This window comes from Naasia sp., assembly GCF_025465545.1.
Lineage (GTDB): Bacteria > Actinomycetota > Actinomycetes > Actinomycetales > Microbacteriaceae > Naasia.
In genome coordinates this window covers 93,363-118,912 of the sequence record NZ_JAODMK010000001.1, presented here as the reverse complement: position 1 = coordinate 118,912, position 25,550 = coordinate 93,363, and the positions used below count along the sequence as shown (strand labels likewise).

Sequence of the window (25,550 nt, the reverse complement as noted above, 5' to 3'; positions counted from 1 at the left end):
GGATCAGCTGCGCACGTAGGCCGCGAGGTGCTCGCCGGTCAGGGTGGAGCGGGCGGCAACCAGTTCGGCGGGCGGCCCCGCGAAGACCAGGCGGCCGCCGTCATGGCCGGCGCCCGGTCCCAGGTCGAGGATCCAGTCGGCGTGGGCCATCACCGCCTGGTGGTGCTCGATCACGATGACCGACTTGCCCGAGTCGACCAGCCGGTCGAGCAGGGCGAGCAGGTTCTCGACGTCGGCCAGGTGCAGACCGCTGGTCGGCTCGTCGAGGACGTAGATGCTGCCCCGCTCCGCCATCTGCGTGGCCAGCTTGAGCCGCTGCCGTTCGCCGCCGGACAGTGTGGTGAGCGGCTGACCGAGTCGGAGGTAGCCGAGTCCCACGTCAGCGAGGCGGACGAGGATGGCATGCGCCGCCGGTGTCCTGGCCGCTCCGCGGCCGAAGAACTCCCCGGCCTCGGTCACCGGCATCGCGAGCACCTCGCTGATGTCGCGGCCGCCGAGCCGGTACTCGAGCACGGATGCCTGGAACCGCTTGCCCTCGCACACCTCGCAGAGCGTCGCGACGCCCGACATCATGCCGAGGTCGGTGTAGATGACGCCCGCGCCGTTGCACACCGGGCAGGCGCCCTCGGAGTTGGGGCTGAAGAGTGCCGGCTTCACGCCGTTGGCCTTGGCGAACGCGGTGCGGATCCGGTCGAGCAGCCCGGTGTAGGTCGCGGGGTTGCTGCGACGCGAGCCCCGGATGGCGCCCTGGTCGACGGTCACCACTCCATCGCGACCCGACACCGACCCGTGGATCAGGGAGCTCTTCCCGGAGCCGGCGACGCCGGTGACGACGACGAGCACCCCGAGCGGGATGTCCACGTCCACTCCGCGCAGGTTGTTGGCGCTGGCGCCGCGGACCTGCAGGGTGCCCGTCGGCGTGCGCAGCGAGTCCTTCAGCCCGGCGCGGTCGTCGAAGTGGCGGCCGGTCAGCGTGCCGCTCGACCGGAGCCCCTCCACGGTGCCCTCGAACATCACCTCGCCGCCCTCGGTGCCGGCACGTGGACCGAGGTCGACGACGTGGTCGGCGATGCAGATCGTCTCCGGCTTGTGCTCCACGACCAGCACCGTGTTGCCCTTGTCCCGCAGCCGGAGCAGCAGGTCGTTCATCCGCTGGATGTCGTGCGGGTGCAGCCCGATGGTCGGCTCGTCGAACACGTAGGTGATGTCGGTGAGCGAGGAGCCGAGGTGCCGGATCATCTTGGTGCGCTGCGCCTCGCCGCCGGACAGGGTGCCGGCGGGCCGGTCGAGGGACAGATAGCCGAGGCCGATCTCGACGAAGGAGTCGAGGGCGTCGCGGAGTCCGGTGAGCAGCGGCGCCATGGACGGCTCGTCGAGGCCGCGCACCCACTCGGCGAGATCGCTGATCTGCATGGCGCAGGCGTCGGCGATGTTGATGCCGGCGATGCGGGAGGAGCGCGCACCCTCGTTGAGGCGGGTGCCGCCGCAGTCGGGACAGGGGGTGAACGTGACCGCCCGCTCGACGAAGGCGCGGATGTGCGGCTGCAGGGCGTTCAGGTCCTTCGACAGGAACGACTTCTGGATCTTCGGCACCAGCCCCTCGTAGGTGAGGTTGATGCCCGTCACCTTCACCTTGGTCGGCTCCTTGTAGAGGAAGTCCTGCAACTCCTTCTCGCTGAAGTCCCGGATCGGCTTGTCGGCGGGGACGAACCCGGACTCCGTGTAGATCCGGACGGCCCAGCCATCGGCGGTGTACCCCGGGATGGTGAGGGCGCCCCCGACCAGCGACTTGCTCTCGTCGTAGAGCCGGCTCAGGTCGATGTCCGTCACACTGCCCATGCCTTCGCACCGGGGACACATGCCGCCGGTGATGGTGAAGCTGCGCCGCTCCTGGGTGGGCGCGCTGCCGCGCTCGATGGTGACCGCGCCCGCACCCGAGATCGAGGCGACGTTGAAGGAGAACGCCTGCGACGACCCGATGTGCGGCTCGCCCAGCCGGCTGAACAGGATGCGGAGCATGGCATTCGCGTCCGTGGCGGTGCCGACCGTGGAGCGCGCGTTCGCGCCCATCCGCTCCTGGTCCACGATGATCGCCGTGGTGAGCCCCTCGAGCAGGTCGACGTCGGGCCGGGCCAGAGTCGGCATGAAGCCCTGCAGGAAGGCACTGTAGGTCTCGTTGATCATCCGCTGCGACTCAGCGGCGATCGTGCTGAACACGAGCGAGCTCTTGCCGGACCCGGAGACGCCGGTGAACACCGTCAGGCGGCGCTTGGGCAGGTCGATGCTCACGTTCTTGAGATTGTTCTCGCGGGCGCCCTGCACCCGGATGACGTCGTGGCGATCCGCCGGCTCCCGCTCCGGGGCGGCCCCGCGGTCCGTGCTCGCGGCCATGCTCATGGTGCCTCTTCCTCGTCGCGTGGGGGCTACCGGAGGACGCCCGAGGCCAGCCCCGCCGACTCCAGTCGGCGGAGACTCGCGGCGCGAACCGACTCCAGCCGCGACGGGTCAACAAGCACGGCACGCACAACGAAGTCGGCGGTCTGCAGCGGCCGGTGTGCGAAGGAGCTGCTCGGAGCGGGACCGCGCTCGCGCATGCCCTCGAAGGTGATCCCCGCCTGCGCCCGCTGGACGAACCCGGCGTCCACCGGGATGAATTCGCCCGCCGCGCTTCCTCCCGCGACCAGCTCTGTCGTGAGCCGGTGGAATCGGTCGATGGTCGCCCGCTGGCGGGCGAACTCCGGCTCGACGAAGACCGCGGGCTGGTAGAGCCCACGCGCGTCGAAGGGCTGGCCCAGGAAGATCGTGCTGTCGCTCAGCAGGAAGAAGTGGAAGCGCTCCGCCCAGGACGCGTCGAGGGCGAGGGCCGCCTCCGCCTGAGCGATCGACGAGGAGACGTCCCGATCCACCAGCTCGCTGAGGATGAGGTGCTTGGCCGGGAAGTGGTAGAACAGCGACGGCTGTCGCACCCCCACCGCCTCGGCGATGTCCCGCGTGGACGTGCCGTAGAAGCCGCGCAGTGCGAACAGTCGCGACGCCTCGATGAGGATCCGCTCGCGGGTCTCGCCAGCGGGAGCGGTCTGCCGGTCGGACGCCATCGAAGGAGGGCGATCAGTCGCGCGGAGGCTTCGGGGCGGCGGCACGGCGGTCCTCGGCGAGGCGCTTCTTGTCCTCCCGGACGGCCGCCTGGGTCGCGCGCTCCTGAACCAGCCACTGGGGGCGGTTCTGCAGGAGGTCCGTGATCTCGGCGGTCGTCAGCGGATCGGTGACGCCGGCGCGAGCGAGGCCGGAGGTGGAGACACCGAGCTTCGCCGCAACGACCTGGCGGGGATGCGGCCCTTCGGCGCGCAGCTTCTGCAGCCATTCGGGCGGATTCGCGGTCAGCTCATCGAGCTCGGCGCGGGAGACCAGACCATCCCGGAACTCCTCCGGGGCGGCGTCCACCAGGATGCCAAGCTTCTTCGCCGCTGTCGCGGGCTTCATCGTCTGCGAGTTCTTCGGTGCGGCTGCCACCCCGGAAGCGTATCGCCGTGCGCTGCCCCGGTTCGCCCCGGCTACCCTGAACCCGGGCAGCCGGCCCTGGATGGAGACGAGGATGGACGCCGATCGCGAGACCTTCCGCCTCTTCGTCGCGGTCGCCGAGAGCGCGAGCTTCACCAAGGCCGCCGCCGCTGCCGGCGTCGCCCGGCCGCGGTTGAGCGCCCGAATGGTCGAGCTCGAGGACCGGGCGGGGGAGCCGCTGTTCGACCGGGAGGCGGGTGGCACCGCCCTCACCGACGCCGGCCGGCGGCTGCTCGAACTGGCCCGGTCCGAGCTGGCGCGCCCCGTCGAGGAGCGCGACCCGCTGCTCTCGGGCGGGGCTGCTGCTGCGGAAGAGCCTCGGGTGCGCATCACGATCATGCCGGGGGCGACGATCGGCAAGTGGACCACCCGGTTCGAGGAGCGCAATCCCCGCGAGAATCTGTCCGTGACGCCGGTCGACGAGCACGATCAGTTGGCGCGGCTGCGGGCGGGGGAGGCCGATGTGGCGTTCGTGCGCCTCCCGATCGGTGAGGCCGGCGACGTGCACGTCATTCCGCTGTACTCGGAGGCGACCGTGGTCGTCGCCCCCAAGGGGCACCTCGTCGAGGCCGCCGACACCGTCGTCGCGGCCGACCTCGCGGGGGAGCGGCTGCTCACCGACCCCGGTTCCCTCCCGGACTGGAACGAGGCCACCGACCCGGTTCCCGCCGAGCAGCGGGCGGAGCTCGCCGGTCTGACCCCCGATCAGCTCGTCGAGGTGGTGGCGAGCGGCGTGGGCGTCGCGGTGCTGCCGCAGTCGGTCGCCCGGGCCGCGCAGCGCCGCGACGTGGTCGCGAGGGTGATCACCGACGCTCCGGAGACCACGGTGGCGATCGCCTGGCTGCGGGATGACGAGTCGGAGTGGACGGAGCAGTTCGTCGGCATCGTGCGCGGGCGCAGCGAGAGGAGCTCGCGCGCCCCGGCCGCGGCCGCCGCTCCCCAGCGGAAGCCGCCCGCTCAGGCGCAGAAGCAGCAGAAGCAGCAGAAGCAGCAGAAGTCGCGTGGTGCCTCGAAGCGGAAGGGCCGGTAGAGGGCGGGATTCGGCAGAGGCGCGAGGACCAGCGCTTTCCCGCCGCGTCGTTCTCCTCCTGCGGCGAGCGCCGGCTAGTAGGCGACGTGGAACCGTGCTCGCGAGTGACGCGGGTTCTCGATCTCGTCGACGATCGCGATCGCGAGGTCCGACCCCGAGAGGAAGGACTTGCCGTCCTCATCCACGAGGAGCACGTCATCGCTGACCCGGTACTGCCCCGTGCGGTCGCCCGGGGCCCAGGCGCCGAAGCCCGCGGCCGGGCTCACATAGAACCAGTCCAGCGCCTCGGGGGCACCCTTCAGCCTGTCGAGCACGTCGATGCCGCTCTGGATCTCGGGCAGGAGCTCCGGCGCTGGGGGAGCCGTGTCGATGAGGCGAGGGCCGCCGGGGGAGACCAGCAGGGAGGAGGCGCCGCCCAGCACGCCGAGGCGCCGGCCGTGCCCGGTGGCCAGCTCGATGAGCCGATCGACCACTCCTTCGAGCTTGCCCTGCAGCTCGCCGCGAGGGGAGAGCGCATCGAAGACGACGTCGGCGTCCGCGACCGCACCGGCGAGGAGCTCCTCCTCCAGCACCGAGCCGGTGCGGTAGGTGACCCCGGCCACCGGCTCGGCGGGCACGCTGCGGCTGTAGGACACCACGTCGTGTCCGCGGCGGGCCGCCTCCTGCACGATGTGGCCGCCGGAGTACCCGGTGCCGCCAAGGACCGATATGCGTGCCATCTGCGCTCTCCTGATCTGCCTCGCGGCGTCGGGGCGGGGGGCCGCCCAGAGACGCCAACTGCGCGGGGTACCCCGTTCTTCCCCTGAGAGCGACAGGGACGTTCCGCGCCCCCCGATCCCGTCGCATCAAGGCGCCGCACTGAGCGAAGCGCTGGACGATGGGCCGTTCTTTCATGGCACGAAAGGCGATCTTCAGGCCGGTGATCTTTCTACGGATGGGTTTCGGTCCCACTCATCAGGATCCTCGGCGAGGTTCCTGATGGGACGCGCCTGACGCCAGAGGCGCTGGAGGCGTGGCAAGAGCGGCTGGCATCCCTGTGCGCGGACGAACGAGGCCAGATCATCACCCGAGTGGGCCGGCCCGGAGCCGCCGGTGACTGCGCCGCACACGCCGCCTCCGATCGACCGTTCGTGATAACCGCGAAGCGCATTCACCGAGTCGCCGATACGACCGGGCGAATGCTCGATATATGTGCCTTTCTTTCACCACCGAATGGGTGTCTTTCTCTGGAAACTCGAAATGCCGATAATGAGAGGAATCACAAGGCGTCGGGCAGAAGAGTAAACCCGACCCATATCGACTCGACCGAATAGGAGGGCTTGGATGGACGAGGACATCATTCGCGCCGAGGCCCTCGAACAGGCTGCCCACCAACTCCAGGCCAGCCACTCGGCTGACCCGTACCTGCGGTGGGGTGTCGCACACACGAGCGCGTTCCTGCGAGAACAGGCACGGGTCTACCGGATACACGCGACGGAACGCGAAACGCCGCGGCCAGCGGATGAGCTGCCCCTCCGCGCACCCTGATTCCGCGCTGACGGCCTAGCCCTCTCCGCTACCCCGCGCTCTGCAGGAGATCCTGCATGACGGGAGCGCCGGCGTCGTTGGCCGTGAGTGGTTGAAGGTCCCAGACTGCTTCCACCGTGTGCAGCAGCGAGTAGTGCGTGTAGGCGCGGTCCGACGAGTAGCCCCGCTTCGCAGCCGGGCCGGCGAAGATCGTGACGACATCGTTGCTCGCCCGATTGCCCTCGTCGAAGGTCACCACGAGCAGCGAGTTGCGGCTGAAGCCGGGCGACTCCAGGATCTTCGGCACCTCGCGGGAGAGCCATTCGTCCCCGGTTCCGATGGAGCAGTCGTGCATGTCGTTGCAGAGGTCCGGGGTGATGAAGACGAGGTCGGGCAGGGTGTCGGCAGCGAGGTCCTGAGCGAGCGTGTCGTAGGGAACGACGTGCTCCCGGCAGCGCGCAACGTCGCGCCCCACGTCCTCGTAGTACACGAATGGGATGTGCTTCGTCGCGTACTTCCCCGTGTTCTCGGTGCCACACGGCTGGGGCATGCCCTCACCGTAGATCCGCCAATCCCGGCCTGATGCCTCGACCAGATCGGCGATGTTCGGGACGTCGACGGTGCAGTCGCCGGGCAGGCAATCGGTGGTGATGCCGGCGGTGGTGCCGCTGGTGAGCGCGATGTAGTTCGGCAGGCTCGGATTGGCTATCGCGGAATAGTTGGCAGCGACGGCGTACTTCGATGCCAGCTCTGAGAGATAGGGCGCCGCATTCCCGCCCAGGACGTCATCGGCGGGCTTGTTCTCCTCCACGATGATCACGATGTGATCGGGAGGTGTCAGGGCCGTCGGTGTCCCCGAAGGGATCAGGGCGGACTCCGAGGGGGACCCGCCGGCGGCTGGAGTCGCGGAAGCCTCCGTGTGTCGGCCGGACGGGCCGCATCCGGCGAGCGCGAGCCCGCAGAGGAGAAGCGAAACCGCTGTCGCAGTCCGTCGGAACGACATCCAGGCACTCTAACGAGCGCGATCCCCCTGGCGCGTTGGTCCGGGGGAGTTCCAAGGCAGGGCGCCCGCGAGTGCACAGGAATGTCCGCCGTTCCCAGGACGGCAGAGCCGCACTGTGCTCTGCTGGTGTCGAGTTGCGGTCGGTGTGGTCGTCGCCGCGTGAGTGCTCGGGCTGGAGTGCTCCTGCTCCAGGGAGGAAACAATGAGAGTACTGATCGTCGAGGACGAGACCCGCCTGGCTGAGGCGATCCAGCGGGGCCTCTCGGCGGAAGGTTTCAACGTCGATCGCGCCGACAACGGAATCGACGGCCTCTGGAAGGCGAAGGAGAACGCGTATGACGTGATCGTCCTCGACATCATGCTGCCGGGGATGAACGGCTACAAAGTCTGCGAGAACCTCCGGGAAGCCGGGGTCTGGACGCCCGTGCTCATGTTGACCGCGAAGGACGGCGAGTACGACCAGACGGACGCCTTCGATCTGGGTGCGGACGACTACCTCATCAAGCCTTTCTCGTTCCTCGTTCTGGTCGCGCGGTTGCGCGCGCTGATCCGACGCGGCGGCGGCGATCGGCCTGTCGTGTTGCGAGCCGGTGACCTGTCCCTGGATTCCGTCCGGCACCGGGTGCAGCGCGGAGAGACGGAACTCACCCTCACGCCGCGGGAGTTCGGGCTGCTGGAGTACCTCATGCATCACCGGGGGGAGGTCGTGAGCAAGACCCAGATCCTCGAGGGCGTATGGGATCCCTACTACGAGGGCGACCCGAACGTCGTGGAGGTGTATGTCGGCTATCTGCGCCGGAAGATCGACGAGCCGTTCGGCCGCAGATCCATCGAGACCATCAGGGGCGTGGGCTATCGCCTGGCCGAGGGAGGGTGACGCCGGTGATCGGTCACCGCCGGGCGGGAGCGCCGGAGCCGGGCGGGGTGACGGGAAGGACGACCCGCAGCGCCGCCCCCACGTCGCTGTCGACCACGGCAACCGTGCCGCTGTGAGCGTGCACGATCTCCCGAACGATGGCCAACCCGAGGCCCGTCCCGCCGCCCGCGCGACCCCTGCTCTCGTCGAGCCGAACGAAGCGATCGAACACCTGCTCCCGCAGTTCCGGCGGAATGCCCGGCCCGTCGTCCAGAACCTCGAGCACGGCCTTCCCCCCTTCCGCCCGCAGGGTCAGCGTGATGCTGCTGGCGGCATGGCTCAGGGCGTTGTCCACGAGGTTCCGGAGCAGCTGCGCCAGCTGATGCGGCGAGCCCCAGATCTGCACAGCCTCGATCCGCGCGGTCACCTCGACCGAGCCGATCGCCCTCATGCGCTCCAACTCGGCCGTCAGAAGGTCGTCGAGGTCGACCTGTCGACGCTCGACGGGCAGGCCCCTCTCGTCGGCATGGGCGAGCAGCAGCAGATCGTTCACCAGTCGTTCCAGCCGCGTCGCCTCGGCGACGAACCCCTCGGCGAGTTCGGTGTCATCCCGCTGCTGAGGATGGAGGAGGGCGACTTCGGCGCTCGCCTTCAGCGTGGCCACCGGGCTGCGGAGTTCGTGACTCGCGTCCGCAACGAACCGGCGTTGGGCGAGCTGAGCGGCTTCCAGTCGATCGAGCATCTCGTTCATGGTCACTGCCAGACGGGCAACCTCGTCGCGGGTGGGCGGAACCGGCACCCGTTCGCCGAGCTGGTGCCCTCCGATGCGGGCGACCTTCGCTCTGATCGCCTCGACGGGCCGTAGCGACCGCCCTACCAGCCAGAAGGTGGATCCGCCGACGATCGCGAGCAGTATCGGGTAACCCGTCGCCAGCAGCGGGAGGACAGCGGAAGTGCTGCCATCGACTGGTTCCAGCGACTGTGCGGCGATGACCGTGTAGGTGCCCGTCGGGGTGTCCACCGCGGAGCTCACCAGATGGAAGAGCTCCTCCTCCTGGACAGGAAGCGTCCGGTTCTCACGGAGGAGCCCGTCCGCGACTGCGACCGGCGGAGCCAGTGGTGGCTCTCCCTCGATCTGAGGCGATTGGCCTACGACTGAGCCGCTGGAGGACAGCACCTGGAGCACAGCGCCCTGGCGGGAGGCTGCCCGCACCACCTCTCCCACCGCATCCGCGCCGGCGGGCGTGCTCGGGTCGTCGGGAAGCGCTTGGAGCTGACTGGCCACCTCCCGGATGCGGTCGGTGACGGCAGCGTCGATGCTGTCCGCGAGGGTGCGCTGCAGGAGAAGGATGAGCGCACCGGAGGCCACCGCCAGTGCGACCGCGACGATCAGGCTGGCTGCCACGGCAGAGCGAGCCCTGACTCCGACGAAGCGCTGCCACCAGGGAGCCCTGTCGGCGTCGAGACCCGCCGCCGCGCGCACCTGCGGCGGGTCCACTGTCATTGCCGCACCCTACCGTGGCGGAGGTTCGCGCATCGGAGGAAGGCTGGGCGGGCTCTCAGGTCGTCTCAGAGTCGCCACAGGACCGATCGCGGAGCATGGCACTCATCCGGATGCCAGATGTGCAGACCGGGATCACCAACAGAAGGAGCACAAGATGATGCGCATCTCCAAGCGGGCGGCCGTGACCGGGATTCTCGCCGGCGCCCTCGCGCTCGGCGGAGCCGGCGTCGCCATGGCATCCACCAGCGCCAGCACAGACGCAGCGTCGTCGGGCAGCGAGCAGCAGGACCCGTCCTACACCGGCAGTGTCGCGGCCCCGCAGAGCAGCACCTCGGAAGCGGCAGGCACAGAGGCGTCCGAGGCCGACGAGTCTGCGAGCCTGCAGGGTCTGGCCAAGGTATCGGCTGACGCGGCAACCGCGGCGGCCCTCGCCGCGGTCCCTGGCACGGCGGCGACGGCAGTGCTCGAGGATGAGAACGGTTCTGTCGTCTACGGGGTCGAGGTGACGGCGGTCGACGGCACGGTGACCGACGTCAAGGTCGACGCGGGCAACGGAAAGGTGCTCGCCCAGGAGGCCCAGGACGGCACAGAGGACAGCAGCGGCGACGCCACCGAGAACGGCGCCGAGAACTCCAACGACTGACCTCGACGGCGCCGGCCGGCGGCGGGACTCCATGGGCTGGGGTTCCGCCGTCGGCGGCGCCACGTCGCTGATACCGTTGTGGGGTGGGGCCGAGAGCCCTGCCCTCGCAGCCGGCCAGGCGTGATCGCCCTGCAATTCACGGGAGAAAGCGTGGACCTGTGATCTCACCCGACTCCGCCCTTGCCGCCGGCGGTCTGCTCGATCCCTCGGGCCTGCTGACCGCCGCCGGTCCGTGGGTTCTCGTCGTCATCGCCGCCATCATCTTCATCGAGACCGGCCTGCTGTTCCCCTTCCTCCCCGGCGACAGCCTCCTCTTCACTGCGGGGCTCCTCGCGACGCAGATGGGTCTGTCCCTTCCGGTCGTCATACTCACCGCGGCGGTGGCCGCCGTCGGCGGGGACCAGGTCGGCTACCTCATCGGGAGACGGTTCGGGCGCCGGCTGTTCAAGCCCGACGCGCGGGTGCTCAAGACCGTCTACCTCGACAAGGCGGACGCGTTCTTCACCAAGCACGGCCCCCAAGCGCTGGTGCTCGCCCGCTTCGTTCCCATCGTCCGGACCTTCATCCCGCCGATCGTCGGGATGTCGCAGCTGCCCTACCGAAAGTTCGTGTTGTGGAACGTGATCGGCGGGGTCGGCTGGGTCGTGATCGCGGTCCTCGCCGGATTCTGGCTCGGTCGGATTCCCGTCATCGCCGACAACGTCGAACTCATCGCTGTCGGCATCGTTGTCCTGTCGATCATCCCCATCGTCATCGAGACCTTCCGCGCTCGGCGTCGCCGGGCCGACTGAGCTGCCGGTCGTTACCCACAGGCCCGATCGGCGCTCCGGTTCCCGGTCGACGCCGCCCGGAGTCCGCCCGGTCAGCGGGCGCTTCTGCCCGTCGAGCGGCCCGGACAGTCGCCCTAGGCTTCGGTCATGCTCACGCTGATGGTCGTAGAGGATGACCCCACGATCGGGTCCACTCTGACGTCGGCGCTGCGCGCCAACGGCTATGCGGTCGTCTGGGAGAAGGAGGGCGGCTCCGCACTCCGCTCCGCAGAGCGGGCGGCACCGGACCTCGTCCTGCTGGATCTCGGGCTGCCCGACCTCGAGGGCCTGGTCGTGTGCCGGGAGCTGAGGGCGCTCCTCCCGTCCGCCGTCATCGTGATCCTGACCTCGCGCCGCGACCAGCTGGATGTGGTCTCGGGCCTCGAGTCCGGGGCGGACGACTACCTGACCAAGCCGTTCACACTCGTCGAGATCCTGGCTCGAGTTCGAGCTCATCTGCGCCGCCACCGGGGCGACGTCGAGACGGAGCGGATCGTCGTCGGGTCCCTCACCGTGGACCTCGCCGCCCGTCGTGCCTTCATCGGCAGCCGAGAGATGACTCTGCGGGCGCGCGAGTTCGACCTCCTCGCCCGACTGGCTCGGACTCCCGGAGTCGCCGCCGGCCGCGAAGAGCTCATGTCCGACGTGTGGGACAGCAACTGGTTCGGCTCCACGAAGACCCTCGACGTGCACGTCGCGGCGCTGCGACAGCGGCTGGCGGCGGCCACGGAGGAGGACGGCGGAAACGGCGGACCATCGCCCCGGATCACCACCCTCCGCGGGCACGGGTACCGGTTGGACCTCTAGGAGCGAGCGCGAGGTGTCCTGAGGCGGATCAGGCCCCGCGCAGGGATTCGACAGGCGGTTCCGCGGATCGGTGGGCGGCGAGGAGGGCGCTGGCGCAGATGGTCGCGATCGCGACACCCGCGATCGCTGCCAGCCCGCCCCAGGGAACCGCCAGCGCGTCGGGCGGAGGATCGAAGACCCCACTCAGCACAGACACCAGTGTCGAGGACAGGGCCCAGCCCAGGACGACTCCACCGACGAGGCCACCGGCCGCCACTGTGCTGGCCTCGACCAGGGCAAGGCTGCGCAGCTGCTTTCTGCTCGCCCCGAGCACGGAGGCGATGGCGTACGAGCGCCGACGCTCGGCCAGCCCGAGGGCGAAGACCACTCCGCCCGACCCCGCAGCCAGCAGGAAGGCGAAGACCAGCTCGATGCGGGTCAGCCCACCGAGATCGACGGAGGTGAGGCTGGATCCCACCGAGGACCGTGCGGCCCCGATCGGCACGACCGACGCGGACGTGCCGACCATCTTCTGCAGGGTGTCTGCCACGGTCGAGGGGTCGGCCCCGCCCGTGCTGATCAGCAGGGACGCGACGGAGTCATCGCGGGTCTGCTGAGCGACATAGTCCGCGTTGGCCACGAAGAAGCTGTCCTTCGGAGCGGTCGGGAACTCCTTGGCGATCCCGATGTACCGGAAGGGCACCGTGACGAGGTCGCCGGTGCCGGGCTTCTGCAGACGCAGGTTGACGGCGTCGCCCGTATGCAGCTGGTAGTCCTGGACGGTCTCGGCGCTGACGAGGATCGCCTCGGGTGTCGCGGCGAGCGCCTTCATGAGATCCGCCGCGGTGCCGCCCTGGAAATAGGCGTCCTGGAGCGAGGTGGCGGAGTCGATGGATGTCGCGCGCACCCCGAACAAGTCCTGCAGGTCGCTGCCCACATAGGCGAAGCGATGCTGCAGGGGCTCGACCGCCGCCACTCCGGCGACCCCCCGGTACCTCTGGGCGGCGGAAGCCGACGAATCGGATCCGGGGGGAAAGTTCATCGTGACGTCTGCCCCGTTGGTGAGGCGCGCGTCGACCTCGGACTGCTGCTGGTAGGTGGCGTTGAATGTGGCGGTCGACCCCGCGAAGGCGAACGCGAGAGCGAGCATCACGATGGAGCTCGCGAAGAGTGACCGCTGGCGTGCCATGCTCGCGGTCGCCGTGCCGGCAAGGTTCCGCGCGATGGGGCGGGACAGCATCGTCATCAGGCGTCGGCCGCGGCCCAGGAGAAGGCTCGCGAGCCGCCAGAGAAGCAGACCGATCCCGATCCACAGCAGCCCGGGGCCGAAGAACGCCCAGTAGTCGACTCGGATCGCTGCGACGCCTTCCGGGGCGAGCACGATCGAATACCCGTTCTGGGCCGTGATCGAGATGACGACGAGGGCGATCCCGATCAGGATCAGGTCCACGAAGGTGCGGATCCACCACGGGGCGCGGCGCTCGGGCACCTCCGCGCGGGCGCTGGAGATGACCAGCCCGCGGACATCGCGAAGCGCGGGGATCAGGACTGCGAGCACCGCGATGAGGAGACCGGCGATCACGGCGCCGACGGCCCAGCCCGCGCTCGCGCTGCCCGACGAGCCGTAGCTCGGGGAACCGAACAGGAGCGCGCCGATGAGTGCGGCGCCTGCGAGCCCGACTACCGCGCCCAGAAGCCCGGAGAGCATCGCTTCCGTTGCCACCAGCCTGCCGATGGAACGCACGCTTCCGCCGCGTGTGCGAAGCAGCGCCTGATCCCGCCTCCGACGGGGACGTGCTGCGTTGGCGATGGCCAGCGTGAGCATGCCGCTGAGGACGGCTCCGGGAAGGCCGAGGAAGAGGAACAGCACCGTGGCGTACGCGGCATCACCGCGTGCGGCATCCAGCGCCGCCCCCAGGTTGTCGCCGACCTGGCCCGTCCCGACGAGTGCGGCGTCGAGGTTGTGCGCCGCTGCGCCGATCGCGGTGAAGGCGGACGCCGGGTCGGCCGGGAGTGCATGCGAGCGCGCCACGTGCACCTGAGTCGAGATCAGATCGGCATGGCCGGCCGCGAGCTTCGCTCTGATCGCGTCGAACGCGGCCGGGGGAAGCAGCACGACATTGTCCGGTGGGGCTATCGGCTGCGACTGGGGCGATGCTCCCACGATCTGGAACAGGCTGTTCGCCTGGGGGAGGTCCACCACGCCGTCCACCGTGACGTCGACCGTCCCGGCGTCCGCCAGCCCAATGGTGATGCGGTCGCCCGGTCCGGCGTGCAGGTTGGAGGCGGTCTGCTGCGCCAGCAGCACCCCCTCATGTCGGCCCGTGAGGAACCGCACTTGGCCCGGAAACGTCGTGCTGTAGCCGGGTGGGATCTCCAGCGCCACCGCTGCTCCGGTCGTCTGCGTCGTGCCGCCGGTTGTTGCTGTGAGCCCGGCCAGCTGGGCGAAGGCGACCGGGAGCGCCGCGCGCACGCCGGGAGCGGCCAGCGCCGTGCGCGAGACGTTGGCCGGATCGGCGCCGGCGGCGACCTGGACCTGCCAGTCGACTGCCACGGTGGCCACGGCGCGCTCAGTCATCGACCCGTTCGCCGCAGCCAGGAAGGAGCCGAGGCTTGCCAGCAGTGCGACCGCGATCGCGATCCCTGCTGAGGTGGCCAGGAAAGTGCCCGGCCTGCGGAGCAGGAGTCCGCGGATCCACAACCAGGTCATCGCCGGACCCCCTCGCGGGAGATGCCTTGCGAGGCGGCGAGTGCGCCGTCCACGAGGCGCCATTCGACGTCGAGTCGTCGTGCGACCGACGTGTCATGAGTGCTCACCACCAGGGCGGCGCCGACCGAATCGGCGGCGTCGAGCAGGGCCTGCACCACCTGGGCGCCGGTCTCATGATCCAGCTGCCCGGTCGGCTCGTCCGCGAGGATCAGCTCGGGTGCCGCGGCGAGGACTCGGGCAATCGCCACTCGCTGGGACTGGCCTCCGGAGAGGCCGTCGGGCAGCTTGTCGGCCAGCCACTCGATTCCCAGCGTGCGGAGCGCCGAGACGGCGATGTCGCGAGCCTCGTCGTCGCCGGTGCCGGCGAGCACGAGCGGCAGACCGACGTTCTCCACGACGCTGAGCGCCGGAATGAGGCTGAGCCCCTGGTAGACCATGCCGGCGCTCCGCGGCCGCCCGAGCGGCGTGCCCGCGAACGCAGGCCACTCGATGGAGCCCGAGGTGGGCCGCTCGAGGCCTGCGAGGAGAAACAGAAGGGTGGACTTCCCGGATCCGCTGGGACCCGTGATCGCTATCCGGTCTCCTCGATGCACCGCGCAGGAGAGCCCATGGACAGCGACAACCGCGGTCGTTCCACGCCCATAGGTGTGACCCATGTCCTGGCAGAGCACCAGGGCGCCGGCGGCGGCCATCAGCTGAACCGCCCGTCGACCAGGTTGAGGGCACGGTCGGCGTGCGAGACGACCGCGTGACTGTGGGTGACAAGCACCACGGCTGCACCGGTGGAGGCGTGCTCCTGAAGCAAGGCCAGCACTTGCTCCTCGGTCGCGGTGTCGAGCTCGCCGGTCGGCTCGTCGGCGAGGAGGACCGCCGGCCGGTTGGCGATGGCGACGGCGAGCCCGGCGCGGGCCGCCTCCCCGCCGGAGAGCTGAGGGGGGAAGGCCGCGCTGCGCGAGCGCAGCCCGAGCTGCTCGAGCACGTCGTCGACCGGGACGGGCGTGCCGCTGCTCAGTCGCTGCGCGAGCCGGACGTTGTCCCGCACCGACAGATGATCGAAGAGGTTCGAGGACTGGAACAGCAGGCCGAGGCGCCGGGCACGGAGAGCCGCCCGCTCCACTTCGGGCCGGTGGCTCATCCGCTCGCCGTCCACCCGTACCGTACCGCCGTCCGGCTCGTCGACTCCCGCCAAGCAGGCGAGGAGGGTGGACTTCCCCGAGCCCGATGGCCCGGTCACCGCGAGCGTCTCGCCGGCTGCCACCTCGAAGCTGACCCCCTGGAGCGCGAGGGTCTCCTCGTCGCCCGCTCGGAAGAAGCGGTAGAGGTTCTCGGCTCGCAGCGCCGGCGTCGCTGTCACCGCCATGAGAACGAGTCGGTGATCTCGCGCCAGGGATCCACGTTGTCCGCCCCGACCGGTGAGGTCAGGGTGACGGTGACCAGGGTCCCCGACTTCCAGAAGAGGTACTCCTCGACGGCCTCCCGCCCGGTGGAGCTGGTCACCGCGTTCTTGGGCGCGTCCTGCTCGTATCGGATCAGGACAGCGTCCCCGGCCGAGCGAGTGACCGACGTGACATCAGTCAGGGTGAAGCCGGGCTGATCGGTCGCAAGTCGAGCCACGATCGTGCTCGTCGCGGACTCGACCGTCGGTGCCGTCGTCGAACCGGCCTCCTCGAACCGCGCCGCGTTGAGCTTGTCGGTGAAGGTCGTCGCCGCCCCGGAAGAACTCTGTGCCCAGCCCTCAGGCACAGTCACCGTGTAGGTCGCGCTCGCCGGCGTGTACGAGACGAAGGCCTGGTTGTCGGGGATGTCGCCCGCCGGATTCACCTCGGATGGGACAGCCGCCGAGGATGGCGTGGAGGAAGGCTGAGCTCCGCATCCCGCCACCCCCAGGGCCAGGACGAGTGCGATGCCCACCAGTGTGCTGACATTCGCGGATCGCGACAGAATACGAGCTGATGGCATGGGTCCTCCGACCGGGTCGAGCGTCGGGTCAAATCTAGGAACCGGTCGGGAAGCCGACGTTCCCTGCTGAGCAAGCGGAGGGTAAGGCGTGGCTGAGAATCGAGGGCTCGGGTGAGAAACCGCATCATGCGGGTGGCCGTGCTCAGCACGGCGATCGCACTCCTCCTCTTCCTGATCCCGCTCGCGCTGGCGGTGTTCGACCTGTCGGTGGCGGACGCTCGCTCGAGGCTGGCGCAGGACGCTCTCAACGCCGTGGCGCAGATCGATCCGCAGTTCTCCACGACGGACCCGCCCGAGGTCCCGGCACCGTCGAATCCCGCAACCCAACTCGCCCTCTACGACAGGGGGGGCACCAGAGTCGTGGGCACCGGACCGGCGCGTGCCGACTTGCCGGTCCGGCAGGCGCTCGCCGGGACATCGACCCAAGGAACCAGCGGCGGGCTCCTGATCGAGGTCATCCCGGTCAGTCAAGCGGAGCAGACGGTCGGTGCGGTCCGGGCCGCACTTCCCCTCAGCTCCGTGATCCTGGCCGATGTCGGGGTGTGGCTGATCATGCTGGCGGCGGCGTCGTTCTGCATGCTCGTCGGGATCCTCATTGCGCGGGCCTCGGTCCGGGCGGTCGTCGCGCCGGTCGACGACCTCATCTCCACGGTGCGGGCGCTGGGCAACGGCGAATTCACGGCGCGCACCACGCCATCCGGAGTTGCGGAGATCGATGCCGCCGGTGTCGCTCTGGCGGATACCGCGAATCGCTTGGGTGCGCTCGTAGAACACGAGCGACACCTGTCGCAGGATGCATCGCACCAACTGCGCACCCCACTCGCCGGACTGCGTGCCCTTCTCGAGCAGGCGCAATCCCAGCCGGGCGGGCCGCATGATCCGCTCTTTCCTCAAGCCCTCGAGCGGGTCGACACACTCAGCCGGACCATCGATGACTTCCTCTCGACGGAACATCGGGCCCCTGGCCGCTCGATCGATGTCGGCACCGAGCTTCGCGAGCTGAGCCGGCGCTGGCACGGCGTGTTCGCGGAGGCCGGTCGCCCTCTCCGGATCGACGCCCCGCTGCATGTCGAGCCCGTCGTGACGGTCGCTCGCACGTTGCACCAGGTCCTCGACGCACTGCTCGAGAACGCCCTCGTGCATGGGGCGGGAATGGTCGAGGTGAGGGCGCGAGAGACCCACGGCGCCTTGGCCATCGACGTCGAGGACCAGGGCGGCGGCATTCGGCTGGAGGACGACATCTTTCAGCGTGGGTACTCGACCGCGCGCCGGAGCGGTGTCGGGCTGGCTCTTGCACGCCAGTTGGCCGACGAGCTGGGCGGAACGCTTCTGCTCTCCGCTCGGGAGCCCACGACCCGCTTCACGATCCTGCTGCGCCGCGAGTCGTCGGGAAGCCGAACAGGAACGCCGGTGCCCCCGCCGAACTCCCGCCTCCCGGAGGGCGCATAGCACGAGGACCGATGCTGAGAGGGTGAGAGTTCCTTCAGGTGGCCGGCCCCTGAGTCCGAACGGGAAAGGGCTTCCATCTGCCTATGCTGACGGCTGCCGCGCTTCCGCGGCTGCGGCCGAGGGGATCGGAGATCTGTGATGTCGGATGCTGAGTCGCCGGCCGGGAAGGCGGACTCACGGCCGGAGGCCCGAACGGAAGTCGCGGCTGAGCGCTACGTCGGTGCCAAGGATCTGACCCGCTGGGACAGCAGGTTGGGCCGGGCGGTCGCCGCCGCCGAGCACCGCCTGAGTGGTCTGCTCGGCGCGCACGGGGCCCTCATCCTGATCCTCGCCATCGGGGCAGCCATCGCAGCGGGCGCCACCGTCGCCGTTGCCGGAATCTACGACGCCGTCACGGAGGTGGACGGCGTCGCCGGCCTGGACCGGCCCATGCTGCACGCCGCGATGAATGTGCGCTCGCCCTGGCTGGACACGGCCGCCACCTACTACACGGACATCGGCGGCGTGATCGTGATGCCGATCCTCGCCAGCCTTGCGATCGTCGCGCTGGTGATCCAGCGCAGGGAGTGGACGCCCCTCCTCGTCATCGGCGGGGCGGGAGTGGGATCCCTGCTCATGACCGTCGCCGGTAAGGGCCTCGTGGGGCGGGCAAGGCCGAAGCTGGCCGATGCCGTGCCGCCCTTCGAGCACTCGCCGTCCTTCCCCAGCGGCCACACGCTCAACGCGACGGCGATCGCGGGCGCGATCGCCTACGTTCTGGTGCTGCGACAAGCTCGGCGAGCAACTCGGGCGCTGACGGTGGCGGTGGCCGTGGTCTTCGCCTTCACCATCGGGCTGAGCCGCATCTACCTGGGACACCACTGGTTCACGGACGTGCTGGTCGCCTGGATGCTGGGGCTCGGTTGGCTTGCGGTCGTCATCACCGCGCACCGGCTCTACCTGACATCGAGGAAGAAGCAGATCCAGACGGGCGAGGCGCGATGAACTTCCTGACCGCGGTCCTCCTCGGCGTGATCGAAGGGGTGACCGAGTTTCTGCCCGTCTCCAGCACGGGCCACCTCACCGTCGCCGAGAAGCTTCTCGGGCTCCCCGTGGATGAGCCCGGTGTGACCGCCTTCACCGCCATCATCCAGGTGGGGGCCATCCTCGCGGTCATCCTCTACTTCCGCCGGGACATCGGCCGGCTGGCGGCAGCATTCTTCCGCGGCCTCGTGAACCGAGATGCGCGGCAGGAGCACGACTACCGGTTCGCCTGGTACGTGATCGCCGGTTCGGTGCCCATCGGCATCGTCGGCTTCCTCCTCCGCGACGTCGTCTCCGGGCCGTTGCGGAATCTGTGGATCGTGGTGGCCGGACTGATCGGCTGGAGCGTCGTGATGGCGATCGCCGAGCGGGTCGCCAGCCGAAAGCGGCCGGAGGAGAGCCTGACCCTGCGGGACGCGCTGGTCATCGGCGTCCTGCAGTGCGTCGCCCTGATCCCCGGCGTCTCCCGCTCCGGGGCGACGATCAGCGCCGGGCTCTTCCGTGGCCTCGACCGGGTAGCCGCAACCCGCATCTCGTTCTTCCTCGCCATCCCAGCCCTTGTCGCGGCCGGCGCCTACGAGGGGCTGTCCCAGGCCAGCGCGGTGTCGGACTCGGTCGGCTGGGGTCCGACCCTCCTCGCGACCGTGGTCAGCTTCGCCGTGGCCTATGTCTCCATCGCGTGGCTGCTGCGGCTCGTGAGCCGGCACAGCATCACGGTGTTCATCTGGTATCGCGTCGCGCTGGGTCTACTGGTGGCGGCGCTGCTGGCCACCGGAGTCGTCGCAGCGACCTGAGCGGGCCCATCCCGCCCTGCCGGCCGTTCGGGCGCCCCTGCGGTGCCTGCCCGAGCCGGCCATTCCCGCGGGGCGCCAGCCGTCGGTCGGGACCGGCACGCCGAGATGGCCCGGCCTGCCGGAGGACCGGGACCGAAGCCGGGGGAGCGCTCAGTCCCGGAAACCCTCGAGTCTCCGGGACCTCTCTGTCGGGATGACAGGATTTGAACCTGCGACCCCCTGACCCCCAGTCAGGTGCGCTACCAAGCTGCGCCACATCCCGTGACGAGCGGATCCTCGGGGCTTCTCCTGGCCGCCGACACGTGTCCGGCTGGGCAGGGGAAGGACACCTGGGCGTCCGCTGCGCATGACAGCCTATACGACGAGCGATGTGGTTCTCGTCGACCCCTTCGCCCTGCACAGGGCCAGGGTGGCGTGGCGAAGTTCAGGTGGTCCACGACCACGACCACGACGACGAGAGCGGCCGGAGGTGACGGAATGGACGCATGCTGCGATGGAAGCTGCTGCAGTGGGGCCTGCGCCGACGGCTGCGCCTGCTGCTGATCGGGAGCGCCGGCACCCGAATGGCACCGTCGTCCCGCTCGCCGCTCCTGTTGCCGATGCGCGGCTGAGCAGGCGCCCGTCGCACCCGCCGAAGCCCTTGTTCACGAGCCTGCAGAGTGGTCGGATGGGCGGCAGGGTGTCGGCCTGACGCCCGTGCAGTAGTCGGAGCGCTGATGAGTGACGACGAGGTCACCGACGTGCTGGTCGTCGGCGCGGGGCCGACAGGGCTGGTGGCCGCCCTCACGCTGCGTCGCCGTGGCGTCCGAGTGATCGTCGTGGACGGGAAGAGCGGCCCGACTCGCGAGTCGCGGGCCCTCGCCGTGCAGGCGCGGACGATGGAGGTCTACGACCAGCTCGGTATCGCCGGTGCGGCTCTCGCGGAGGCGGTCGTCGCCGACGCAATCGTTCCTGGCTACGGTCGCAGGGCCTTCACTCCTATCCCGCTCCGGGAACTCGGGCGAGGGCTGAGCCCGTATCCGCGGCTGTATGTCCTCGAACAGAGCCGCAATGAGCGGATCGTCACGGACGCCCTCGCGTCTGCCGGCGCACCGGTCGAGTGGGGCCGAACCCTCGAGTCGCTCGATGTCACGCCTGGCACCGAGCACCCGGTGCGGGCGACGGTGCTCGACGAGCAGGGCGGCTGCTCCGTTCTCCGGGCCCGATACTGCGTCGGCGCGGACGGCGCCTCGTCCCGGGTCCGCGAACTGATCGGGATCCCGTTCACCGGGGTCACCAATCCGCACACCTACTACGTCGCCGACGCGGTGGGGGTCACCGGCCTGGTTGGCGGCCGGATCAACATGCGCTTCGCCGGGGACGATTTCCTGCTCACCTTTCCGATGGGGGACGGCGGCCGGAACCGGCTGCTGGGAGTGGTGCGGACGGCGGAGCCCCCGCCGCCCGGCGCGCTGGAGGCCGAGGTGCGCGGGCGCTTGCGCCGGGTCTTCGGAGTCGACTACTCGGCGATCAACTGGTTCTCGACCTACCGGGTGCACCATCGCGTCGCCGCCCGGTTCCGTGCGGGTCCGGTCTTCCTCGCGGGCGACGCCGCCCACGTCCACTCGCCGGTCGGTGCCCAGGGAATGAACACGGGCATCCAGGACGGCCACAATCTCGCCTGCAAACTGGCGGATGTGCTCCTCTCCGGGGCGTCCGACCGGTATCTGGACCGCTACGGCGCCGAGCGACGACCGGTGGCGGTGCGGCTTGTCACCACGACGGACCGGATGTTCGGCGTGATCACCTCGCAAGAGCCGCTGCCGCGATTCGTGCGCGAGCGGATCGTGCCGCTGGTCGCTCCGCTTGCACCGCGCGTCATCCGGCTGCTGCCCGGCTCCTCCCGTCTCTTCGGGTACCTCTCGCAGACCCGAATCCGGTACGACATGACGCCTGGCCGGCACAGGGGGCGCGGTCGCGTCGTGGGCCGCCGACTGCCCTGGAACAGAGAGAACTACGGGGCCCTCCGTTCTCTCCGCTGGCAGGTGCACGCCTACGACCGGCGATTCACGGCGGAGGCGCAACGGGTTGGGGAGGCTATCGGCATCGCGTCGGCCGGCTTCCCGGATCCGGGACGCAACGGCCTTCGATCGACGCGGCTCTATCTGATCCGGTCCGACGGCTTCGTGGCCGCCTCTGCTCGTGCGGAGCAGGCGGAGGTGCGATTCCGGTCCGCGCTGCCGCTCTCAGTCCCTCGGCTGAGGTCCTCAACCGCCGTCGTTGGCGGCATCGGACGCCGGCTCGAGGCTCGGGCCAGAACGCAGGAAGAGCGCGGCGGTCATCGCGACCGCGGAGGCGAGGGACAGTGCGAGCAAGCCGACGGGCAGTGAGGCAGCCGCCGCGACGCCGCCGACCAGGAGCGGGCCGGCCGCGTCGCCCGTCTCGCGCCCCAGCTCCGCCGTTCCCATCGTGCGCCCGATTCGATCGGGCGGTGTGGTCGCGGAGAGATGCGTGAACGCCAAGGGGGTCGCGGTGCCGATGCCGACACCCAGCGCGGCTCCAGCGACGAAGACCGTGATCGCTGAGGGGACGAGGGCGGCGGCGAGGAGCGCGACCGTGATCAGGGCGAGCCCGACGACGACGCCCGCACGTACTCCGAGCCTGCCGGCGTCCCGGAGGCGCCCCACGAGAGGCTGCGTGACCGCCGATGCCACGGCGAGAACGGTCACGGCCGCCGTCGCGCCGAAGACGTTCAGGCCGACCTGCCTGCCGAGCGCGGGGAGAAGTCCGGTGGCCGTGCCGAGGGCGCCCGCGGCGGCTGCCAGGGCCACCGCGGGAAGGAGGAAGTCCCGATCGGTCACCTGCCTCACCAGGTCCATCACGGTGTAGCGCACGCGGGGCAGCGGCGGGATCGTCGGCAGCAGGGCGGCCACCGCCACCGCGGTGCCCGCGGACACCAGCGCGAGGGCGCCGAAGAGCCAGCCGGTGCCGCCCCAAGCGATCAATGCGGCGCCGAGGATCGGTCCCGCGGCGTAGCCGAGCCCCTTCCAAGACCCGTACCGGCCGAAGTAGCGGCCCGCCTGCCCTGGGGCGGTCAGCCGGGACACGGAGGCAGACGATGCCGGAGAGAAGGCGGAGGCGGCCGCCCCTTGAGCGAACCGCACGGCGGCCAGCGCGACCGGTCCTGCCGCCCAGATGCCGAGAAGGGACGCGACGGTGAAGCCGATCAGCCCGCCGACGATCACCGGCTTCGGTCCGATGCGGTCGCTCAGCGTCCCGAACAGCGGCTTGAGCAGGACCTCCGCAAGGTCGTAGACCGCAAGGAAGATGCCCAGCGTGAGCAGGGTCAGCCCGGCGTTCTCGGTGTTCGCGCCGAAGCCCGCGGCGACGCTGTGGGCGCCCGCGGCGGTGACGAAGCCCGCCGCGTACAGGGGGCTGAGACGCGGGTGTCCTGTGGTCATCCGCTGCTCCGTCCCCGAATGGATAGCCAGGCTACTTGGGCGGTCGCAAGCGGACGCGCCGGGGGGAGGTACGCCCGCGCATTCCGTTTCGTCGAGACTGCCGGAACACGGTACTCAATCCGGCGGGAATAGTGTCGCCGCTTGGCTTGCGGGAAGGCGAGCCGGGAAGTAAAGCCCGGATTCGGGGGGTTTACAATCGGCGGCTCTCAGCGGTAGATATTACGTGGCCAGGCTGACGAGATTCGTCATGCCGCGGTCGAAGAAAGCGAGCAAAGAAAATGAGTCTCGGTACTGGAATCGTTTTGTTTGTCATCGGCGCGATCCTCGTCTTCGCCACTGATTTCCAGCTGGATTTCATTGACCTCGACGTGGTCGGCTACATCCTGATGATCGCCGGCGTCGTGGGCGTCGTCCTCGGACTGGTGCTCCTCCTGCGTCGCCGCCAGTCCGTCTCGACCACACGCTCGGCAGTCGACCCTGTCGGCGGCGAACGCGTGACCGAGCGCGTCACGGATCGCGACCCGCTCGTCTGACGCGGACGGGCTTCTCGCCCACAAAAGGAAAGCTCCCGCATCGTCTTCGATGCGGGAGCTTTCCTCGTTGTGCGCTGCGGTTCAGACCCTTCCGCGGCCGCCGCGAACGCGGCCGAGGATGAACAGGACGACCGCGATGATGAGGAGCACGATTCCGACGTAGAGCAGGAACTGCACCGCCTGCGTGAAGCCGCCGATCAACAGAAGAATGACGGCCACTACGGCGATGGCGATGATGAGTGAATTGCTCATTGCTTATCCGTTCTTTTCGATTCGTTCAACCGCTGGCGCGCGGGCTCGAGAACATATCCCGAGGGTTGAACCTTAGCGATAGGTCGAGGGTTGGGGAAGGATTCGACATCCGCACCTCCCCGCGTGTCGGGCGGGGTCACCAGGTGTCCTGGCGGTGCGGGCACTTCCGCCAGCCGCGCGGGTTGGGCGCAACCCCGACTTCCGCGGGGTGAGGATCGGTGTCGGCGTGCACTGCATCGAGCCACTTCCGCGAGCACTGTTTTCCCTGTGGGGAACCTGCTTTCGTCTGCGGACCCGGTGTCGGTGGCTGGTGATCTACTGCGGGTATGGAGAACAACGGGGAGAGTCTCGAGGGGATCGAGGAGCTGGTCTTTCCCGAGGGCCGGATCGCGGTTCCGGCGGGCCGCCTGCTCGACCTGATCGAGGGCAACACCCGGACCGCTGCGTCGTTGGCGGCGACCCGGTTCCGTCTGCTGCACGGCCTGCAGCGGCAGTGGGACGCGGACCGCGACACCGCCAGCGACCCTGCACGGATCTCCTTCCGCAGCCTCCGTGCGGAGATCGCGGCAGCGCTCGCCCTGCCGGAGCGGACGGTGGAGTCGATGCTCGGGATCGCGGAGATCCTGGTCTCGTCACTGCCCACAACGTTGGATCGTCTTGCCGAGGGTCGGTTCAGTGAACGCCATGCCCGGGTCCTCGCCGAGGTCGCGGCGGGCCTGGAGAAGGGGGTGCTGGCGGAGTTCGAGCGTCGCGCGCTGGACTGGGCGGACTGCCTCACGGTGGCGAAGTTCGACAGGAAGATCCGCACTCTGCGGGAGATGCTGCAGCCCTCGGCGGCGACGGAGCGGCACCGTGCCGCGGTCGCGGAGCGGGAGGTGCGCACCCAGCCGGCCCGCGATGGGATGGCCTACCTGACGGCACTGCTGCCGGCTCCGAAGGTGCTGGCCATCGACGGCTATCTCACCGAGCTGAGCCGGAGCCTGCAGGTGGAGGGCGAGGAGCGCACCCTGACCCAGCTGCGGGCCGATGTGCTCGCCGACCTGCTGCTGGACGACGGCGCGCTGCTTCCGCCCGGCGAGGGCGAGGCCGAGCTCCGCGAGCGGACCAAGGGCCGCGGGATCGTCCCGACGGTGCATGTCACCGTTCCGGCGCTCACCCTGACCGGCCGAAGCGACGAACCGGGCATTCTGGAAGGGTACGGGCCGATCGATCCGGAGACGGCCCGCGAGCTGTGTGGTGCTGCGACCGGTTTCCACCGGATCCTCACCAACCCGGGAACCGGTGCGGTGGTCTCCTTCGGCCGCGACCGGTACGCGGTCCCGGCCGAGTTGAGGGCCTACCTGCGGGCTCGGGACGGGACCTGCCGGTTCGTCGGCTGCGGCAGGCCGGCCCGGTTCTGCGACCTCGACCACACCAGAGACTGGCTCTACCAGGGCGAGACGAACGCCGGCAACCTCGCGCATCTCTGCCGGAGTCACCACCACCTGAAACACGCGAGCAGCTGGAGACCGGAGCACGTCGACACGGCGGGCACGCTGGAGTGGACCTCCGCGCTGGGCCGCCGCCACCGCACCCACCCCGAACTCGCGCTCCCCGACGCACCGATGCCGCAGACCGAGTGGCGTGAGGACGACCCGCCACCGTTCTAGCTTCCAGCACGAGTGCCCACCCGCCTTCGGCGCTCCTCGACCACCG

The 25,550-nt window shown here is 69.7% G+C and carries 24 protein-coding genes, 1 tRNA gene and 1 pseudogene; 13 read left to right on the top strand and 13 right to left on the bottom strand.

Features of this window, described 5'->3' with window-relative positions; genetic code table 11:
- Positions 1 to 3: 3 nt before the first annotated feature.
- Genes JWR33_RS00570 through JWR33_RS00560 form a run of 3 tightly spaced genes read right to left on the bottom strand, consistent with a single transcriptional unit; the run spans position 4 to position 3,480 of the window.
- Positions 4 to 2,391 (bottom strand): excinuclease ABC subunit UvrA, encoded by a 2,388-nt coding sequence (locus JWR33_RS00570; RefSeq protein ID WP_297408529.1) that lies wholly within the window; start codon positions 2,389 to 2,391, stop codon positions 4 to 6.
- A 32-nt stretch (positions 2,392 to 2,423) separates the two neighbouring features.
- Positions 2,424 to 3,095, bottom strand: coding sequence for a TetR/AcrR family transcriptional regulator (locus JWR33_RS00565; RefSeq protein ID WP_297408524.1), 672 nt, complete (start codon positions 3,093 to 3,095; stop codon positions 2,424 to 2,426).
- A 13-nt stretch (positions 3,096 to 3,108) separates the two neighbouring features.
- On the bottom strand, positions 3,109 to 3,480 hold the full coding sequence (locus JWR33_RS00560) for a DUF5997 family protein (protein WP_297408528.1): 372 nt from the start codon (positions 3,478 to 3,480) through the stop codon (positions 3,109 to 3,111).
- Positions 3,481 to 3,592: 112 nt separating this feature from the next.
- On the opposite strand from JWR33_RS00560, the gene JWR33_RS00555 reads away from it, so the two are divergent.
- A complete protein-coding gene (locus JWR33_RS00555; RefSeq protein ID WP_297408523.1) occupies positions 3,593 to 4,588 on the top strand; it encodes a LysR family transcriptional regulator in 996 nt (331 codons plus the stop codon).
- Between the two features lie 74 nt (positions 4,589 to 4,662).
- Here JWR33_RS00555 and JWR33_RS00550 read toward each other — a convergent pair whose 3' ends face one another.
- Positions 4,663 to 5,307: an NAD(P)H-binding protein gene (locus JWR33_RS00550; RefSeq protein ID WP_297408522.1), complete on the bottom strand. Its 645-nt coding sequence runs from the start codon at positions 5,305 to 5,307 to the stop codon at positions 4,663 to 4,665.
- A gap of 604 nt (positions 5,308 to 5,911) precedes the next feature.
- On the opposite strand from JWR33_RS00550, the gene JWR33_RS00540 reads away from it, so the two are divergent.
- Entirely contained in the window at positions 5,912 to 6,115 is a 204-nt protein-coding gene (locus JWR33_RS00540) for a hypothetical protein (RefSeq protein WP_297408521.1), read from the top strand.
- 28 nt (positions 6,116 to 6,143) lie between these two features.
- Here the strand turns inward: JWR33_RS00540 and JWR33_RS00535 are convergent, their stop codons facing one another.
- The gene (locus JWR33_RS00535) at positions 6,144 to 6,914 is read right to left on the bottom strand and encodes an alkaline phosphatase family protein (RefSeq protein ID WP_297408520.1); all 771 of its coding nucleotides are present in this window, start codon (positions 6,912 to 6,914) and stop codon (positions 6,144 to 6,146) included.
- Between the two features lie 385 nt (positions 6,915 to 7,299).
- On the opposite strand from JWR33_RS00535, the gene JWR33_RS00530 reads away from it, so the two are divergent.
- Positions 7,300 to 7,974, top strand: a complete 675-nt coding sequence (locus JWR33_RS00530; RefSeq protein ID WP_297408519.1) for a response regulator transcription factor — start codon at positions 7,300 to 7,302, stop codon at positions 7,972 to 7,974.
- Between the two features lie 13 nt (positions 7,975 to 7,987).
- Here JWR33_RS00530 and JWR33_RS00525 read toward each other — a convergent pair whose 3' ends face one another.
- Positions 7,988 to 9,457, bottom strand: a complete 1,470-nt coding sequence (locus JWR33_RS00525; RefSeq protein ID WP_297408518.1) for an ATP-binding protein — start codon at positions 9,455 to 9,457, stop codon at positions 7,988 to 7,990.
- Between the two features lie 154 nt (positions 9,458 to 9,611).
- On the opposite strand from JWR33_RS00525, the gene JWR33_RS00520 reads away from it, so the two are divergent.
- The 3 genes from JWR33_RS00520 (at position 9,612) to JWR33_RS00510 (ending at position 11,716) form a co-directional block, all read left to right on the top strand.
- A complete protein-coding gene (locus tag JWR33_RS00520) occupies positions 9,612 to 10,100 on the top strand; it encodes a PepSY domain-containing protein (RefSeq protein ID WP_297408517.1) in 489 nt (162 codons plus the stop codon).
- A gap of 158 nt (positions 10,101 to 10,258) precedes the next feature.
- Complete coding sequence (locus JWR33_RS00515; protein ID WP_297408516.1) at positions 10,259 to 10,891, top strand: VTT domain-containing protein; 633 nt, start codon at positions 10,259 to 10,261, stop codon at positions 10,889 to 10,891.
- Positions 10,892 to 11,017: 126 nt separating this feature from the next.
- The gene (locus JWR33_RS00510; RefSeq protein ID WP_297408515.1) at positions 11,018 to 11,716 is read left to right on the top strand and encodes a response regulator transcription factor; all 699 of its coding nucleotides are present in this window, start codon (positions 11,018 to 11,020) and stop codon (positions 11,714 to 11,716) included.
- Between the two features lie 28 nt (positions 11,717 to 11,744).
- Here the strand turns inward: JWR33_RS00510 and JWR33_RS00505 are convergent, their stop codons facing one another.
- From JWR33_RS00505 to JWR33_RS00490, 4 genes are read right to left on the bottom strand one after another with little or no spacing between them, the layout of a single operon-like run.
- Positions 11,745 to 14,405 (bottom strand): ABC transporter permease, encoded by a 2,661-nt coding sequence (locus tag JWR33_RS00505; protein WP_297408514.1) that lies wholly within the window; start codon positions 14,403 to 14,405, stop codon positions 11,745 to 11,747.
- On the bottom strand, positions 14,402 to 15,097 hold the full coding sequence (locus JWR33_RS00500) for an ATP-binding cassette domain-containing protein (RefSeq protein ID WP_297408513.1): 696 nt from the start codon (positions 15,095 to 15,097) through the stop codon (positions 14,402 to 14,404). Before JWR33_RS00500 ends, JWR33_RS00505 begins: the two co-directional genes overlap by 4 nt.
- The gene (locus JWR33_RS00495; protein WP_297408512.1) at positions 15,097 to 15,765 is read right to left on the bottom strand and encodes an ABC transporter ATP-binding protein; all 669 of its coding nucleotides are present in this window, start codon (positions 15,763 to 15,765) and stop codon (positions 15,097 to 15,099) included. Before JWR33_RS00495 ends, JWR33_RS00500 begins: the two co-directional genes overlap by 1 nt.
- Positions 15,756 to 16,226, bottom strand: coding sequence for a hypothetical protein (locus JWR33_RS00490; protein ID WP_297408511.1), 471 nt, complete (start codon positions 16,224 to 16,226; stop codon positions 15,756 to 15,758). The genes JWR33_RS00495 and JWR33_RS00490 overlap by 10 nt, the downstream gene beginning before the upstream one ends.
- A 249-nt stretch (positions 16,227 to 16,475) precedes the next feature.
- Between JWR33_RS00490 and JWR33_RS00485 the strand changes: the two genes are divergently transcribed.
- The 3 genes from JWR33_RS00485 (at position 16,476) to JWR33_RS00475 (ending at position 19,630) form a co-directional block, all read left to right on the top strand.
- On the top strand, positions 16,476 to 17,813 hold the full coding sequence (locus JWR33_RS00485) for a HAMP domain-containing sensor histidine kinase (protein WP_297408510.1): 1,338 nt from the start codon (positions 16,476 to 16,478) through the stop codon (positions 17,811 to 17,813).
- Positions 17,814 to 17,951: 138 nt separating this feature from the next.
- Positions 17,952 to 18,797 carry a phosphatase PAP2 family protein gene (locus JWR33_RS00480; protein WP_297408509.1) on the top strand — a complete coding sequence of 282 codons (846 nt, stop codon included), beginning with the start codon at positions 17,952 to 17,954 and terminating at the stop codon, positions 18,795 to 18,797.
- Positions 18,794 to 19,630 carry an undecaprenyl-diphosphate phosphatase gene (locus JWR33_RS00475; RefSeq protein WP_297408508.1) on the top strand — a complete coding sequence of 279 codons (837 nt, stop codon included), beginning with the start codon at positions 18,794 to 18,796 and terminating at the stop codon, positions 19,628 to 19,630. Before JWR33_RS00480 ends, JWR33_RS00475 begins: the two co-directional genes overlap by 4 nt.
- Positions 19,631 to 19,818: 188 nt before the next feature.
- Here JWR33_RS00475 and JWR33_RS00470 read toward each other — a convergent pair.
- Positions 19,819 to 19,892, bottom strand: a tRNA-Pro gene (locus JWR33_RS00470).
- 223 nt (positions 19,893 to 20,115) lie between these two features.
- On the opposite strand from JWR33_RS00470, the gene JWR33_RS00465 reads away from it, so the two are divergent.
- Positions 20,116 to 20,241: a hypothetical protein gene (locus tag JWR33_RS00465; RefSeq protein ID WP_297408507.1), complete on the top strand. Its 126-nt coding sequence runs from the start codon at positions 20,116 to 20,118 to the stop codon at positions 20,239 to 20,241.
- A gap of 105 nt (positions 20,242 to 20,346) precedes the next feature.
- Positions 20,347 to 21,378 (top strand): annotated as a pseudogene (locus tag JWR33_RS00460) (FAD-dependent monooxygenase); the annotation flags it as partial.
- Positions 21,379 to 21,876: 498 nt separating this feature from the next.
- Here the strand turns inward: JWR33_RS00460 and JWR33_RS00455 are convergent.
- Complete coding sequence (locus JWR33_RS00455; protein WP_297408506.1) at positions 21,877 to 23,070, bottom strand: MFS transporter; 1,194 nt, start codon at positions 23,068 to 23,070, stop codon at positions 21,877 to 21,879.
- A gap of 278 nt (positions 23,071 to 23,348) precedes the next feature.
- Between JWR33_RS00455 and JWR33_RS00450 the strand changes: the two genes are divergently transcribed.
- Entirely contained in the window at positions 23,349 to 23,603 is a 255-nt protein-coding gene (locus JWR33_RS00450; RefSeq protein ID WP_297408505.1) for a DUF6458 family protein, read from the top strand.
- A gap of 81 nt (positions 23,604 to 23,684) precedes the next feature.
- On the opposite strand, the gene JWR33_RS00445 is transcribed toward JWR33_RS00450, so the two are convergent.
- Complete coding sequence (locus JWR33_RS00445; RefSeq protein WP_297408504.1) at positions 23,685 to 23,855, bottom strand: hypothetical protein; 171 nt, start codon at positions 23,853 to 23,855, stop codon at positions 23,685 to 23,687.
- A gap of 326 nt (positions 23,856 to 24,181) precedes the next feature.
- Here JWR33_RS00445 and JWR33_RS00440 point away from each other — a divergent pair, with 326 nt between their 5' ends.
- Positions 24,182 to 25,504: an HNH endonuclease signature motif containing protein gene (locus JWR33_RS00440; protein WP_297408503.1), complete on the top strand. Its 1,323-nt coding sequence runs from the start codon at positions 24,182 to 24,184 to the stop codon at positions 25,502 to 25,504.
- The last annotated feature ends 46 nt before the right edge of the window (positions 25,505 to 25,550 follow it).